Source organism: Streptomyces sp. NPDC088147 (assembly GCF_044741565.1).
Classification (GTDB): Bacteria; Actinomycetota; Actinomycetes; order Streptomycetales; family Streptomycetaceae; genus Streptomyces.
Window position 1 is genome coordinate 17,838 of the sequence record NZ_JBIUSY010000003.1, and the last position, 14,743, is coordinate 32,580.

Genomic DNA, 14,743 nt, shown 5'->3' on the forward strand with positions numbered 1-14,743 from the left:
GCAGTGGCAGCCAACGACCGGGCATCAGCGCCCGGAAAGTCCGGCGCGGGCTCCGGCAACGAAGCGCTGATGCGCGCCTCCCTGAGCGCTGTCGCGCCGGGCATGGCGCTGCGCGACGGCCTGGAGCGGATCCTGCGCGGCAACACCGGAGGTCTGATCGTCCTGGGCATGGACAAGACCGTCGAGTCGATGTGCACGGGCGGTTTCGTGCTGGACGTGGAGTTCACCGCGACCCGCCTGCGCGAGCTGTGCAAACTCGACGGCGCGCTCATCCTGGACAAGGACATCACCAAGATCCTGCGGGCCGGCGTCCAGCTGGTCCCCGAGTCGTCCATCCCCACGGAGGAGACGGGTACGCGGCACCGCACGGCCGACCGCGTGTCCAAGCAGTGCGGCTTCCCCGTCGTCTCCGTCTCGCAGTCGATGCGGCTGATCGCGCTGTACGTGAACGGGGAGCGCCGGGTCCTTGAGGAGTCGGCGGCGATCCTGTCGCGGGCGAACCAGGCGCTGGCGACCCTGGAGCGGTACAAGCTCCGTCTCGACGAGGTCGCGGGCACGCTCTCCGCGCTGGAGATCGAGGATCTGGTGACGGTCCGGGACGTGACGGCCGTCGCCCAGCGTCTTGAGATGGTGCGCAGGATCGCCACGGAGATCGCCGAGTACGTGGTCGAGCTGGGCACCGACGGCCGGCTTCTCTCGCTCCAGCTGGACGAGTTGATCGCGGGCGTGGAGCCGGAACGGGACCTGGTCGCACGGGACTACGTCCCCGAGCCGACCGCGAAGCGCTCCCGTACGGTCGGCGAGGCGCTCGGCGAGCTGGACTCGCTGAGCCATCCCGAGCTGCTCGAACTGCCCATCGTGGCAAGGGCGCTGGGCTACAGCGGCGCGCCCGAGACGCTCGACTCCGCGGTCTCGCCGCGCGGTTACCGGCTGCTGGCCAAGGTGCCGCGGCTGCCGGGCGCCATCATCGAACGGCTCGTCGAGCACTTCGGCGGGCTCCAGAAGCTGCTGGCGGCGAGCGTCGACGATCTTCAGACGGTGGACGGCGTCGGCGAGGCGCGGGCCCGCAGCGTGCGCGAGGGGCTCTCGCGGCTGGCGGAGTCCTCGATCCTGGAGCGGTACGTATAGCGGCGCCTCCGCACGGCATCTCCGCACAGCGCCTTCAACGGCGTACGTACGTGAGCGAGAGCGGCACGTGAGCGAGAGCGGCACGTGAACGAGAGCGGCACGTGAACGACAGCGGCACGTGAACGACAGCGGCACGTGAACGACAGCGGCGCCCCGGCCCCTTCCCGGGCCGGGGCGCCGCCTCATGCGCCGCCGCGGACGGCTGTCAGTCCTTCTCCAGACGGATGGACGCCTGGCCCTGCTTCACCGAGGCGCGCGAGGTCTTGGCCTCCACCAGGTACGTCCCGGGGCCCACAGCCCCCGCGGGCGGCGTGGCGCACCGCGGCGCGCTCCGCCCGCGGTCCCACTCGACGGTGCGCGTGATCGTCCCGCCCGCCGGGACCTCGTAGAGGACCCCGCCGGTCTCCGGGCAGTGCTCGGACGACCAGACGTTCTCGTCGTCGGCGTCGGCGATCGTGAGCACCATCGCCTTCGGCCCGAAGTCGGCCTTGCAGGCGGTGTTCGAGGTGTTCGTGGCGGTCAGCCGGAACGCGGGCTTCTCGCCGGGCGCGTACGCGACCTTCGTCGTGGTGAGGCGCAGGGTGAGGGCGCTCGGGGGGCAGTTGGGCAGTCCGGAGCCGGCCGGTACCTGCCGGCCGGAGCTGGTGCTTCCGCCACCGCTGCCCGCCGAACCGCCGCCGCCGGCGCCGCCGGTGTTCGCCGCGCCGTCCGTGCCGCCGGAACCGGCGCCGCCACCGCCGCCGGTGTCACCGTTCTTGCCGCCGTCGGAACCGCCGTCCGTACCGCCCTGGCCGCCGCCGGTCCCACCAGTGCCGCCAGTCCCACCGGTCCCGCCGGTCCCGTTGGTCGAGCCCGACTCGTCGCGTCCGCCCGGCTGTTCACTGATGGCCGGTCCGGAACCGGAGGGGCCCGGGGTGATGGACGTCGCGGGATTGGCGCCGTCCGCTGTGTCCCCGCTGTTCTTGCCGTCACCCCCACGGGAGGTGACGACCCATACGACGAGCAACGCGAGCAGCGCGATCAGCGTCGCCGCTACTGCCCTCCGTCGCCAGTAGATGGTGGAGGGAAGCGGCCCGACCGGATTGCGCAAAGATCCCACGGCGCAAACTGTACGAGAGATCGGCGCCAACTCCCGCCCCCCATGCCGCCCGTCTCGCAAGTTTTACGGATCATCATCACGGATCGGCCCGTCCGCGACCGGGACTTTCCTTCCTTTCGTCAGGGGTACACCCCGGCCTTCGGGTGAGGGGAACTCCCGATGATCTCTGTACGTTCTTCCCATGAACAGCAGCGCAACGAGCGATCTCTATCGCGACATCACCGACTTCGCCCGTACGACCCCCTCCTGGTTCCAACACCTGGCAGAGCTATGGACCGAGGCCGGACTGCTGTTGTTCGGCGTGCTCTTCATAACGGTCTGGTGGTACGCGCGGCCGACCGGTTCGCGCGCCGTGGCCGTGGCGGTCCTCGCGCCGCTCGCGACCGCCGTCGCGTACGTGTGCAGTGAACTGACCAAGTCGGCGCTGACCGAGGAGAGGCCGTGCCGGGCGGTCGCCGGAGCCGGGGCCTCACTCATCCCCTGTCCGCCGGTGGGCGACTGGTCCTTCCCCAGCAACCACGCCACGATCGCCGGAGCGGCGGCGATCGCGCTCACGATCGCCCGTCCCCTACTCGCTTACCTCACCGTCCCGATGGCGCTGCTGATGGCGTTCTCCCGGGTCTTCGTCGGAGTCCACTATCCGCACGACGTGGCGGTGGGGCTGGTGTTCGGCGGCGTGGTGGCGACGGTCGTGGTCCTGGCGGCGGCACGGCCCGTGGGCACGCTGGTCCGGACGATGCGGACGAGCGGGTCGGGTCTGGCCCTCCTGCTCGCCGGGCCGGGGCGGGCACGCGCCGTCGATCACACGGGCGCGACGGAGCGGGCGTGACCGAGCGGGCGTGACCGAGCGGGCGTGACCGAGCGGGCGTGACCGAGCGCGCGGACGGGCGCGTGGGACCGAGCGCGTGGGACGGGCGGGCGGGGTGAACAGGGGGCGTGCGCGGGACCGGGCGCGTGACACCTCGGCCCCGCCCGCGCCTGCCGCACCCTCCACGGCCCGGGACATGCCAGGATCGGTGGTGCCATGACTGCTACCTCCGCGCACTCCGCGTCCTCCCCGACCGCCGTCGATCCGGCCGCCCTCCACACCCCCGTCATCGCGTGGTTCGACTCGAACGCGCGCGACCTGCCCTGGCGCCGCCCCGAAGCGGGCGCCTGGGGGGTGATGGTCAGCGAGTTCATGCTCCAGCAGACCCCGGTGAACCGGGTGCTCCCGGTGTACGAGCAGTGGCTCAGCCGCTGGCCGCGCCCCGCCGATCTGGCCGCCGAGGCCCCCGGCGAGGCGGTCCGCGCCTGGGGCCGGCTGGGCTATCCGCGCCGCGCGCTGCGTCTGCACGGCGCCGCGCAGGCGATAACGGAGCGGCACGGAGGTGACGTACCGCGCGAGCACGCGCAGTTGCTCTCGCTGCCCGGGATCGGTGAGTACACGGCCGCGGCCGTGGCCTCGTTCGCGTACGGACAGCGGCACGCGGTGCTCGACACGAACGTGCGCCGCGTCTTCGCGCGCGCCGTGGCCGGTGTCCAGTACCCGCCGAACGCGACCACCGCCGCCGAACGCAAGCTGGCCCGCGCGCTGCTGCCCGAGGACGCCCCGACCGCGGCCCGCTGGGCGGCGTCCTCCATGGAGCTGGGCGCGCTGATCTGCACGGCGAAGAACGAGGGCTGCGTACGGTGCCCGATCGCCGACCGGTGCGCCTGGCGGCTGGCCGGGAAACCGCGGTACGAGGGCCCCGCGCGGCGCGGCCAGACGTACGCGGGCACGGACCGTCAGGTGCGCGGCAAGCTCCTGGCCGTGCTGCGCGAGGCGGTCGCGCCGGTGCCGCAGGGGGTCCTGGACGCGGTCTGGGACGAACCGGTGCAGCGGGCCAGGGCGCTGGACGGGCTGGTCGCCGACGGGCTGGTCGAGCCGATGGAGAACGGGGTCTACCGGCTGCCGCAGACCCGGGCCGAGCCGCGCTGATCCCGCACCCGCCCCGCACCGCGTCACGGCGGCCCCGCCCCGGCGGCCGTTACACAACCGATGGACAGCCGTGCGCCCTCCGACGGCTGTCCCGCACAGCCCCGTGACAACCGCTCCGTAATTTCGGTGCCGTAAGCGAACGGCATGGATGGTCACGGGGTGGGAGGCGGTTGTCATGGCGCAGAGTGAGGTGCTCGGCTTCGAGGAGTACGTGCGTACCCGGCAGGAGGCCCTGTTGCGGAGCGCCCGGCGGCTCGTGCCCGATCCCGTCGACGCGCAGGACCTGCTCCAGACCGCGCTGGCCCGTACGTTCGGGCGCTGGGACGGCATCGCCGACAAGTCCCTCGCCGACGCCTATCTGCGCCGCGTCATGATCAACACGCGTACGGAGTGGTGGCGCGCCCGCAAGCTCGAAGAGGTCCCCACCGAGCAGCTGCCCGACGCGAGCATCGACGACGGCACCGACCAGCGCGCCGACCGGGCGCTGCTGATGGACATCCTGGGGGTGCTCGCGCCCAAGCAGCGCAGCGTGGTGGTGCTGCGGCACTGGGAGCAGATGAGCACGGAGGAGACGGCTGCCGCGCTCGGCATGTCGGCGGGTACCGTAAAGAGCACGCTGCACCGCGCGCTGGCCCGGCTCCGTCAGGAGCTGGAGAGCCGGGAACTGGCCGGCCAGGGCCTGGACGTCCATGTGCCGGAGCAGTCGGATCTCCGTCGCGGCAGGAGCGGCGGAAGCAGCGGGAGCGACAGGGGTGACGGCCGGGGCGCTCGCGGCATACGCGGCGGTCACGGCGGTCATGAGGAGCGGGGGCGGGAGAGGTGCGCGGCCTGAGAGACCCGGGGCGGCCGAGAGGCGGACCCTTCGCGGTGGGTACGGCACTGTCCGCGCTCGCCGCCGCCGGCCTGTTCGTGTCCGGCTGTTCGACCGGCGGTACGGGGACCAGGGACGAGGGCGCGGCCGTGACCTCCCCCGTGGAGCGCGGCGCGCCGACCCCCAGGGTGTCCGCGGCGACCCCCGCCAAGACCGTCAACGCGGTGGCGCTGCTCCGGAAGGACCCGGCGGTCAGCCCGCGGGTCAAGGCCGACCTCAAGCCGTGCGGCGAGGACGCGTACCCGGTGGACACCTCGTACGGGAACCTGACCGGCGGTACCGCGCCCGATCTGGTGGTCAACGTGCTGACGTGCGGCGACTCGGTGGGCGTCGGGACGTATGTGTACCGCCAGCGGAACGAGGAGTACCAGAACGTCTTCGCGGCGGAGGAGCCCGCCGTCTACGCCACGATCGACCGCGGTGAGCTGGTCGTCACCCAGCAGGTGTACGCGAAGGGCGATCCGCTGTCCTTCCCGTCGGGCGAAGACGTCGTGACGTACAGCTGGGCCGACAGCAAGTTCAGCGAGCGCTACCGCGTGCGCAACGACTACAGCAGAGCGGTGGGCAACGGCGAGGGGTCCTCATCCGTCGTGCCCGCCCCGACGAGCGAGAACTGAGAGCTGGGAACCACGGGATGGCCGAGACCCATGTCCTGTTCGTCGAGGACGACGATGTCATCCGCGAAGCCACCCAGCTGGCGCTGGAGCGCGACGGCTTCGTGGTCACCGCCAGGCCGGACGGACTCGCCGGGCTCGACGCGTTCCGCGCGAACCGTCCCGACATCGCGCTGCTCGATGTGATGGTGCCGGGTCTGGACGGCGTCAGCCTGTGCCGGCGTATCCGCGACGAGTCGACCGTGCCCGTGATCATGCTGTCCGCGCGCGCCGACTCGATCGATGTCGTGCTCGGGCTGGAGGCGGGCGCCGACGACTATGTGACCAAGCCCTTCGACGGCGCGGTGCTGGTCGCCAGGATCCGCGCCGTACTGCGCCGCTTCGGGCACGCGGGCGGGCCCGCCGGGGAGACCGGCGGACCGGGCGGGCCCGATGAGAACGGGGTGCTGACCTTCGGCGATGTGGAGATCGACACGGAGGGCATGGAGGTACGCAGGGCGGGCACGCCGGTGGCGCTGACGCCGACGGAGATGCGGCTGCTGCTGGAGTTCTCGTCCGCTCCCGGGACCGTGCTCTCCCGCGACAGACTTCTGGAGCGGGTCTGGGACTCCGGCTGGGGCGGCGACACCCGGGTCGTGGATGTCCATGTCCAGCGGCTGCGCACCAAGATCGGCCAGGACCGGATCGACACGGTCCGCGGCTTCGGATACAAGCTCAAGGCATGAAGCGGCTCACCCTGCGCACCGGAGTCCGGTGGAAGATCAGCATCGCGATCGCGGCGGTCGGCGCGCTGGTCGCGGTGGCGCTGAGCCTGGTGGTGCACAACTCGGCGCGGGTCTCGATGCTCGACAACTCGCGCGAGGTGCAGATGGAGCGGCTGCTGTTCGCGGAGCGGATGTACGAGTCGACGAAGGAGCCCCGGCTCGGCACGAAGCTCAACGACCCCACACTCCCGCGCGACCTGCGCGCGAAGATGAACGAGGGCCGGCGCGCGACCCATGTGCAGGAGACCTCGAACGGTGTGCCCGATGTGTGGGCGGCCGTCCCGCTGAGCAACGGCACGGTGCTCTCGCTGCACAGCAAGTTCGCCGACTCCACGACGATCATGAAGGATCTGGACCGGTCCCTGATCATCGGTTCGGTCTCGGTGGTCTTCGGGGGGTGCGCCCTGGGTGTGCTGATCGGCGGGCAGCTCTCGCGGCGGCTGCGCAGGGCCGCCGCGGCGGCGGGGCGGGTCGCGCAGGGCAATACGGAGGTGCGTGTCGGGGACGCCGTCGGCGGCGTCGTACGGGACGAGACGGATGAGCTGGCCCGCGCGGTGGACGCGCTGACCGACGCGCTGAACGAGCGCATCGAGGCCGAGCGCCGGGTCACCGCGGACATCGCCCATGAGCTGCGTACGCCGGTGACCGGGCTGCTGACCGCCGCCGAGCTGCTGCCGCCGGGCCGCCCCACGGAGCTGGTACGGGACCGGGCCCAGGCCATGCGCACGCTGGTCGAGGACGTGCTGGAGGTCGCGCGGCTCGACAGCGCCTCGGAGCGCGCCGAACTCCAGGAGATCGCTCTCGGCGAGTTCGTCGCGCGGCGGGTGGGGGTGCTGAACCCCGCGATCACGATCAAGGTCGTGCACGAGTCCTGGGTCAGCACGGATCCCCGCCGGCTGGAACGCATCCTGGGCAATCTGCTGGCCAACGCCGCCAAGCACGGCGGGACGCCCGTCGAGGTGACGGTCGAGGGCCGGGTGGTACGCGTACGGGACCACGGCCCCGGCTTCCCCGACGCCCTGCTGCGGGAGGGCCCGAGCCGCTTCCGTACGGGCGCGACCGACCGCGCGGGCCACGGCCACGGGCTGGGCCTGACCATCGCGGCGGGCCAGGCCCGGGTCCTCGGAGCGCGGCTGACCTTCCGGAACGCGACACCGGAGGGGATCGAGGGCCGGGACGGCTCGGGCGGCGCGATCGCGGTCCTCTGGCTCCCGGAGCACGCCCCGACGACGACCGGCAGCTTCCCGATACTGAGGCTGCCGGACTGACCGCGCCTGTGGCTTCCGGGCCGACCGCGCCCGGCCGAGCGGGCACCCGCCGCCCCGAGCCGGACGTACGCGCCGACACGCACCACGGACAACGGCCCCCGGCGCCGGAGCGCCAGGGGCCGTGCGTGATGCGTCACGCGTCACACGTCATGCGTCACATGTCATGTGTCATGTGTCGTACGTCATGCGTCGCACGCCGGAGACTCAGGCCGACTGCGCGACCTTGCCGTCCGCCGCCGGGGCCGGGGCCGGGTCCGGCGCCTGGCCGGCGGCGTCGGCCGGCTTCGGCTCGGCGCCCCGCAGCGGGACCTCCTTGACGAAGAACGCCGCCACGAAGCCGATCACCGCGATCGCCGCGCCCAGCGTGAACGCCGCGTGCGTACCGGTCGACACCGCGTGCTGGTACGCCTCGCGCACCAGGTCCGGCAGCTTCGCCAGGCTCGCCGCGTCCAGCTGGGCGGACTGCTGGGTGGCGCCCGTCGCGCCCGCCCCGGCGCGGGCGGCCATCTCGTCCTGCACCCGGCTGGTGAACAGGGCGCCCATGATGGCGGCGCCGAAGGAGCCGCCGAGCGTACGGAAGAGGGTGGTCGTGGACGAGCCGACGCCCATGTCCTTCATCTCGACGCTGTTCTGCGCCACGAGCATGGTGATCTGCATCAGGAAGCCCATGCCCGCGCCGAGGACGGCCATATAGACGCCGGAGGTCAGCCGCGAGGTGCCGGTGTCCATCTGCGCCAGCAGGAACAGGCCGACGACCATCAGCGCGCCGCCCAGGATCGGGAAGATCTTGTACTTGCCGCTGCTCGTGGTGATCCGGCCCGCGACCAGCGAGACGGCCATCATCGACAGGAGCATCGGCAGCAGCAGCAGACCGGAATTGGTGGCCGAGGCGCCCTGTACGGCCTGCTGGTAAAGCGGCAGGAAGAGGACCGCGCCGAACATCACGAAGCCGGTCAGGAACCCGATCACGGACATCAGCGAGAAGTTGCGGTTGCGGAAGATGTGCAGCGGCATGATCGGCTCGGGGACCCTGGTCTGCACGAAGACGAAGGCGACGAGGGAGACCACGCCGATCGCGATCAGCTCCATGATCATCGCGGAGCTCCAGGCGTACTCCGTACCGCCCCAGGTGGTGACCAGCACGATCGCCGTGATGCCGACGGTCAGCAGCGCGGCACCGAGATAGTCGACCTTGGCCTTGGTCCGGTCCTTGGCGGGCAGGTGCAGGACGGCCGTGATCATCACGAGCGCCAGCGCGCCGAGCGGAAGGTTGATGTAGAAGCTCCAGCGCCAGCCAAGGTGATCGGTGATGGTGCCGCCGACGAGCGGGCCGCCGATCATGGCGAGCGCCATGACACCGGCCATCATGCCCTGGTACTTGCCGCGCTCCCGCGGCGGTATCAGGTCGCCGATGATCGCCATGACGCCGACCATCAGACCGCCCGCGCCCAGGCCCTGGACGGCCCGGAAGCCGATCAGCTGGCCCATGTCCTGGGCCATGCCGCTGAGCGCCGATCCGATCAGGAAGACCACGATCGAGGTGAGGAAGACGCCCTTGCGGCCGTATATGTCGCCGAGCTTGCCCCAGATCGGCGTGGAGGCGGCGGTCGCCAGGGTGTACGCGGTGACCACCCAGGACAGATGCGCGAGGCCGCCCAGCTCACCGACGATGGTCGGCATCGCGGTACCGACGATCATGTTGTCCAGCATCGCCAGGAGCATCGCGATCATGAGCGCGAGCAGCACCACGCGCACACTGCGCGGCTGCGGCGCGGATTTCTCCGCGCCTCCCGCGCCTCGGGCGCTTCCCGCGCCTCCTGGACTCGCTGGGCTCGCTGGGCTCCCCGAGTCTTCTGGCCCTCCTGGACTCTCCAGCCGCTTCGTCTGCTTACCGGTCGGACTCATCGTCCCCACTCCCCTGTACTTCCCCTGGTACTTACTTGCCGCCCGGCAAGTCGACTACAGTGGGACAACGTAGACCTCTACTTGTCGGGCGTCAAGTAAGTTATTTCTCGGGAGAGCACCCATGGGCAGCACACAGCACCCTCGGCGGGGGAACACCCGCCAGCGCATCCAGGACGTCGCGCTGGAGCTCTTCGCCGAGCAGGGGTACGAGAAGACGTCGCTACGGGAGATCGCCGAGCGGCTGGATGTCACGAAGGCGGCGCTGTACTACCACTTCAAGACCAAGGAAGACATCCTGATCAGCCTCTTCGAGGATCTGACGCGCCCGCTCGACGACCTGATCACCTGGGGCGCCACACAGCCGCACACCCTGGAGACCAAGCAGGAGATCCTGCGCCGCTACAGCGCGGCGCTGCACGGCGCGGCCCCGCTCTTCCGCTTCATGCAGGAGAACCAGGCGACCGTCCGTGAGCTGAGCATCGGCGAGTCGTTCAAGGGGCGGATGATCGACATGCTCGATCTGATCCAGGATCCGGACGCCTCCATGAAGAACCGGGTCCGCTGCGTCAGCGCGCTCTTCACGATGCACGCGGGCATGATCGCCCTCAGAGACATCGATGGAGACCCCGAGGAGAAGCGAGAAGCCATCCTGGAGGTCTCCACCGAGCTGATGAGCCAGGCTCATCGGGTCACACCGTGACGGTCACACCTTGACGCCCACCGAGCGCAGGAACGGGACCGGGTTGACGCCCGAGCCGTAGTTCGGGGTCGTACGGATCTCGAAGTGCAGGTGCGGGCCGCTGGAGTTACCGGTGTTGCCGGAGAGCCCGATCACCTTGTCGGTCGTGACCTGCTGGCCCACGTACACCTTGACCTGGGACAGGTGCGCGTACTGCGAGTACGTGCCGTTCTTGTGCTTGATCACTATCGCGTTGCCGTACGCGGGGCCGTCACCGGCGCCGTTCGGGCCGGCCTTGACGACGGTGCCGCCGTGGACGGCGTGGACCGGCGTACCGGTCGGAACCGCGAAGTCCTGGCCGGAGTGCTTGCTCGCCCACATGCCACCGCCGAGGCCGAAGCCGGCGCTGAGCTTGTAGTGCTTGACCGGGTCGGTCCAGGAGACGGCCTTCTTGGCCTTGGCCTTGGCCTTCGCGGCCTTCGCCTTGGCGTCGTCCGCCTTGGAGGCGGGCTTGGCGTGGGCGGCGGCCTGGTGCGTGACGGCCGAGACGGCCGAGTCGGTGGCCGCGGCGCCGGTGGTCGCGTCACCACCGGTCGCGGCGAAGGCGGCCCCGGTTCCGGCCGCCAACGACACTCCGAGTCCGGCAGCCAGGACACCGGCACGGGTACGAAGGGCGGACGGTCGGGACAGACGGGACAGCTTGCGCTGCGACATACGGGTAAACCTCCGGGCATCAAGGGACCCGGCACACGAGCGCCGGGCTGGCCTCACCTTGGTAACCCGGACCCCACCTCATCCCAAAACACCCCATCTACGGCATCACGTCGTAGCGATCCCCTCAGCCGTCCGCCTCTTGACGCCCTCGGCCGGCGCACCACAGGCGGGCTTTATTGGACGATTTCAACCCGTTTAACCGCACGTGGAGCACCCAAGGGACCGGCGACCGGTCGCGGTACGCGGCGCAGTCGACGCCACCCGGCCGAAAGCCCCGCCCGCGACAGGGCCGAACGTCCCCGCCGACGCCCGGCGCCGCCACTACGACGGCTAGTAGGGCCGGAAACGCCTGTGCTGCTTGTCACGGCCACCGGGTAGGAATGCCTTCCGATTCGGGACCAAAGTCCCGGTTACCCCGACCGATCTCCGGCATGGCGCGTACGGCCGCGTACGGCCGGATTCCGGCCGCGTACGGCGGGAATCCCGCCCCGGGACACGGCTTATCCGAGCCCGGAGGCGGGCCGGTGTGACGGCCTCGTCCCCGCCCCGGTGAAATCGGCCGCCCGGAGTCCATTTCCCCTCGCGCGTCCGTACGCGCCGCACGAAAGCGCTTGTCGATCGCCGTTCGCGACGAGCTGGAGCCGATTCCCCGCGGAGGAGTACGCGCGGGAGGTTCTGGCCCGAATTGCATGGGCCGACACGATGCTTCCTCGGGACTGGTGTCGACCAATTGCGGCACCTTCGCGGACTGCCCGCCACCGAAACCGCGCCGTGCTCGCCGGCAGTTGCGACGGAGCGCAACTCGGCTCTTTTCTCAGGGGCGTTGCCTTCGGAAGCCGCTCGTCCTCTCCGACAAAAAACGTGGCCGAGCTGTTGTCTCCGTGAACTGTCACGGCTGAACATACGGAGGCCGTCCGGCTGTTCAGCCTGAAAGACCTCTCGGCATTGCGGCTCGCCTACGGAGATTCGCCGCTTCCGGCCGTGCGCGGCCAAGACAGGGCCCGCGCGAAAAGGGGCTGCCCCGGACCGTGAAAACACGGTCCGGGGCAGCCCCTTCAGTCACTCACCCCAAGGGCGTGAGCCTCACACGTCCTTCGTCAGGTTCGGGCCGCCACCGGCCGCCTGCTCGATCGGAGGGACGTCCGGCAGAGGCGACTTCTCCTCGCCGCGGAAGGTGAACTTCTTCGCCTCACCCTCGCCCTCGGTGTCCACGACCACGATGTGACCGGGGCGCAGCTCGCCGAAGAGGATCTTCTCGGAGAGGACGTCCTCGATCTCGCGCTGGATCGTCCGGCGCAGCGGCCGGGCGCCCAGGACCGGGTCGTAACCCTTCTTGGCCAGCAGCGACTTGGCGTTCGGGCTGAGCTCAAGGCCCATGTCCCGGTCCTTCAGCCGCTCGTCCACCTTGTCCACCATGAGGTCGACGATCTGGATGATGTCTTCCTCGGTGAGCTGGTGGAAGACCACCGTGTCGTCGACGCGGTTGAGGAACTCCGGCCGGAAGTGCTGCTTCAGCTCTTCGTTGACCTTGTTCTTCATCCGCTCGTAGTTGGTCTTGGTGTCGCCCTGGGCGGCGAAGCCCAGGTTGAACCCCTTGGAGATGTCCCTGGTCCCGAGGTTGGTCGTCATGATGATGACCGTGTTCTTGAAGTCCACGACCCGGCCCTGGGAGTCGGTCAGCCGACCGTCCTCCAGGATCTGGAGCAGGGAGTTGAAGATGTCGGGGTGGGCCTTCTCGACCTCGTCGAAGAGGACGACGGAGAACGGCTTCCTGCGCACCTTCTCGGTGAGCTGGCCGCCCTCCTCGTACCCCACGTATCCGGGGGGCGAGCCGAAGAGGCGCGAGACCGTGTGCTTCTCGCTGAACTCCGACATGTCGAGCGCGATCAGCGCGTCCTCGTCGCCGAAGAGGAACTCGGCGAGCGTCTTGGACAGCTCCGTCTTACCGACACCGGACGGGCCGGCGAAGATGAACGAGCCACCGGGACGCTTGGGGTCCTTCAGACCCGCTCGCGTACGGCGGATCGCCTGCGAGAGCGCCTTGATGGCGTCCTTCTGGCCGATGACGCGCTTGTGGAGCTCGTCCTCCATGCGGAGCAGCCGCGAGGACTCCTCCTCGGTGAGCTTGAAGACCGGGATGCCCGTGGCCGTCGCCAGGACCTCGGCGATCAGCTCCTCGTCCACCTCGGCGACGACGTCCATGTCGCCGGCCTTCCACTCCTTCTCCCGCTTGGTCTTCGCGGCCAGCAGCTGCTTCTCCTTGTCACGGAGAGACGCCGCCTTCTCGAAGTCCTGGGAGTCGATGGCCGACTCCTTGTCACGGCGGACGCCCGCGATCTTCTCGTCGAACTCGCGGAGGTCCGGCGGAGCGGTCATCCGGCGGATACGCATCCGGGAGCCGGCCTCGTCGATCAGGTCGATCGCCTTGTCCGGCAGGAAGCGGTCCGAGATGTACCGGTCGGCGAGCGTCGCGGCGGCGACCAGGGCGGAGTCCGTGATGGACACGCGGTGGTGCGCCTCGTAACGGTCGCGCAGACCCTTGAGGATCTCGATCGTGTGCGGCAGCGACGGCTCCGCGACCTGGATGGGCTGGAAGCGGCGCTCCAGGGCCGCGTCCTTCTCCAGGTGCTTGCGGTACTCGTCGAGCGTCGTCGCACCGATGGTCTGCAGCTCACCACGGGCCAGCATCGGCTTCAGGATGCTCGCCGCGTCGATCGCGCCCTCGGCGGCACCCGCACCCACCAGGGTGTGGAGCTCGTCGATGAACAGGATGATGTCCCCGCGGGTGCGGATCTCCTTCAGGACCTTCTTCAGCCGCTCCTCGAAGTCACCGCGGTAGCGGGAACCGGCGACGAGCGCGCCGAGGTCGAGGGTGTAGAGGTGCTTGTCCTTGAGGGTCTCGGGCACCTCGCCCTTGACGATGGCCTGGGCCAGCCCCTCGACGACCGCCGTCTTTCCGACGCCGGGCTCGCCGATGAGCACGGGGTTGTTCTTCGTACGGCGGGACAGCACCTGCATGACCCGCTCGATCTCCTTCTCGCGCCCGATGACCGGGTCGAGCTTGGATTCGCGGGCCGCCTGGGTGAGGTTCCGGCCGAACTGGTCGAGGACCAGGGACGTGGAGGGCGTGCCCTCGGCAGGACCGCCCGCTGTGGCGGCCTCCTTGCCCTGGTATCCGGAGAGCAGCTGGATGACCTGCTGCCGCACCCGGTTGAGATCGGCGCCCAGCTTCACGAGGACCTGGGCGGCGACGCCCTCGCCCTCGCGGATCAGGCCGAGCAGGATGTGCTCCGTGCCGATGTAGTTGTGGCCCAGCTGAAGAGCCTCGCGGAGCGACAGCTCCAGGACCTTCTTGGCACGGGGGGTGAAGGGGATGTGGCCGGACGGGGCCTGCTGCCCCTGCCCGATGATCTCCTCCACCTGCTGGCGGACCGCCTCGAGCGAAATCCCGAGGCTCTCCAGGGCCTTAGCGGCGACACCCTCACCCTCATGGATAAGGCCCAGGAGGATGTGCTCGGTGCCGATGTAGTTGTGGTTGAGCATCCGGGCTTCTTCCTGAGCCAGGACGACAACCCGCCGCGCGCGGTCGGTGAACCTCTCGAACATCGTTAATCGCTCCTCAGAGCGGTCAGGCAGTAAAGGGGTCGGTCCCCTCCCTGTCCTTCCGCAGCTTAGTCCCGCAAGCGGGGACCGCTCATTCCAACTGCCGACTACCTGTCCCAGGCTCCCAGCCCCGAACGC

The 14,743-nt window shown here is 70.1% G+C and carries 12 protein-coding genes; 8 read left to right on the top strand and 4 right to left on the bottom strand.

The annotated features are described in order from the left end of the window. Positions 1 to 3: 3 nt before the first annotated feature. On the top strand, positions 4 to 1,128 hold the full coding sequence (gene disA / locus ACIOGX_RS10915; protein ID WP_129770943.1) for a DNA integrity scanning diadenylate cyclase DisA: 1,125 nt from the start codon (positions 4 to 6) through the stop codon (positions 1,126 to 1,128). A 205-nt stretch (positions 1,129 to 1,333) separates the two neighbouring features. On the opposite strand, the gene ACIOGX_RS10920 is transcribed toward disA, so the two are convergent. Continuing rightward, positions 1,334 to 2,227 carry a hypothetical protein gene (locus ACIOGX_RS10920; protein WP_401912095.1) on the bottom strand — a complete coding sequence of 298 codons (894 nt, stop codon included), beginning with the start codon at positions 2,225 to 2,227 and terminating at the stop codon, positions 1,334 to 1,336. Between the two features lie 181 nt (positions 2,228 to 2,408). Here ACIOGX_RS10920 and ACIOGX_RS10925 point away from each other — a divergent pair, with 181 nt between their 5' ends. The 6 genes from ACIOGX_RS10925 (at position 2,409) to cseC (ending at position 7,704) form a co-directional block, all read left to right on the top strand. After that, positions 2,409 to 3,056, top strand: coding sequence for a phosphatase PAP2 family protein (locus tag ACIOGX_RS10925; protein ID WP_401763608.1), 648 nt, complete (start codon positions 2,409 to 2,411; stop codon positions 3,054 to 3,056). A gap of 195 nt (positions 3,057 to 3,251) precedes the next feature. Beyond that, the gene (locus ACIOGX_RS10930) at positions 3,252 to 4,187 is read left to right on the top strand and encodes an A/G-specific adenine glycosylase (RefSeq protein WP_356515541.1); all 936 of its coding nucleotides are present in this window, start codon (positions 3,252 to 3,254) and stop codon (positions 4,185 to 4,187) included. 175 nt (positions 4,188 to 4,362) lie between these two features. Next, complete coding sequence (locus ACIOGX_RS10935) at positions 4,363 to 5,019, top strand: SigE family RNA polymerase sigma factor (protein WP_356515539.1); 657 nt, start codon at positions 4,363 to 4,365, stop codon at positions 5,017 to 5,019. 35 nt (positions 5,020 to 5,054) lie between these two features. Continuing rightward, on the top strand, positions 5,055 to 5,675 hold the full coding sequence (locus ACIOGX_RS10940) for a hypothetical protein (RefSeq protein WP_356515537.1): 621 nt from the start codon (positions 5,055 to 5,057) through the stop codon (positions 5,673 to 5,675). Between the two features lie 17 nt (positions 5,676 to 5,692). Next, on the top strand, positions 5,693 to 6,397 hold the full coding sequence (gene cseB / locus ACIOGX_RS10945) for a two-component system response regulator CseB (RefSeq protein WP_356515535.1): 705 nt from the start codon (positions 5,693 to 5,695) through the stop codon (positions 6,395 to 6,397). Beyond that, positions 6,394 to 7,704 (top strand): two-component system sensor histidine kinase CseC, encoded by a 1,311-nt coding sequence (gene cseC / locus ACIOGX_RS10950; protein WP_356515533.1) that lies wholly within the window; start codon positions 6,394 to 6,396, stop codon positions 7,702 to 7,704. The genes cseB and cseC overlap by 4 nt, the downstream gene beginning before the upstream one ends. Positions 7,705 to 7,908: 204 nt before the next feature. Here cseC and ACIOGX_RS10955 read toward each other — a convergent pair whose 3' ends face one another. Continuing rightward, a complete protein-coding gene (locus ACIOGX_RS10955) occupies positions 7,909 to 9,435 on the bottom strand; it encodes an MDR family MFS transporter (RefSeq protein WP_387012995.1) in 1,527 nt (508 codons plus the stop codon). 295 nt (positions 9,436 to 9,730) lie between these two features. Here ACIOGX_RS10955 and ACIOGX_RS10960 point away from each other — a divergent pair, with 295 nt between their 5' ends. Further along, on the top strand, positions 9,731 to 10,309 hold the full coding sequence (locus ACIOGX_RS10960) for a helix-turn-helix domain-containing protein (RefSeq protein ID WP_356515529.1): 579 nt from the start codon (positions 9,731 to 9,733) through the stop codon (positions 10,307 to 10,309). 3 nt (positions 10,310 to 10,312) lie between these two features. Here ACIOGX_RS10960 and ACIOGX_RS10965 read toward each other — a convergent pair whose 3' ends face one another. Both ACIOGX_RS10965 and ACIOGX_RS10970 read right to left on the bottom strand, forming a co-directional pair. Further along, positions 10,313 to 11,002, bottom strand: coding sequence for a M23 family metallopeptidase (locus ACIOGX_RS10965; RefSeq protein WP_401912103.1), 690 nt, complete (start codon positions 11,000 to 11,002; stop codon positions 10,313 to 10,315). A 1,083-nt stretch (positions 11,003 to 12,085) separates the two neighbouring features. Then, positions 12,086 to 14,608 (bottom strand): ATP-dependent Clp protease ATP-binding subunit, encoded by a 2,523-nt coding sequence (locus tag ACIOGX_RS10970; RefSeq protein ID WP_030354442.1) that lies wholly within the window; start codon positions 14,606 to 14,608, stop codon positions 12,086 to 12,088. Positions 14,609 to 14,743: the final 135 nt, after the last annotated feature.

Excerpts from the sequence above, each read along its gene's own strand:
- ACIOGX_RS10955 (WP_387012995.1), bottom strand. The coding sequence starts at position 9,435 with ATGATCGCGATGCTCCTGGCGATGCTGGACAACATGATCGTCGGTACC.
- ACIOGX_RS10965 (WP_401912103.1), bottom strand. The coding sequence starts at position 11,002 with ATGTCGCAGCGCAAGCTGTCCCGTCTGTCCCGACCGTCCGCCCTTCGT.
- ACIOGX_RS10960 (WP_356515529.1), top strand. The coding sequence starts at position 9,731 with ATGGGCAGCACACAGCACCCTCGGCGGGGGAACACCCGCCAGCGCATC.
- ACIOGX_RS10970 (WP_030354442.1), bottom strand. The coding sequence starts at position 14,608 with ATGTTCGAGAGGTTCACCGACCGCGCGCGGCGGGTTGTCGTCCTGGCT.
- cseB (WP_356515535.1), top strand. The coding sequence starts at position 5,693 with ATGGCCGAGACCCATGTCCTGTTCGTCGAGGACGACGATGTCATCCGC.
- ACIOGX_RS10935 (WP_356515539.1), top strand. The coding sequence starts at position 4,363 with ATGGCGCAGAGTGAGGTGCTCGGCTTCGAGGAGTACGTGCGTACCCGG.
- ACIOGX_RS10930 (WP_356515541.1), top strand. The coding sequence starts at position 3,252 with ATGACTGCTACCTCCGCGCACTCCGCGTCCTCCCCGACCGCCGTCGAT.
- ACIOGX_RS10925 (WP_401763608.1), top strand. The coding sequence starts at position 2,409 with ATGAACAGCAGCGCAACGAGCGATCTCTATCGCGACATCACCGACTTC.
- cseC (WP_356515533.1), top strand. The coding sequence starts at position 6,394 with ATGAAGCGGCTCACCCTGCGCACCGGAGTCCGGTGGAAGATCAGCATC.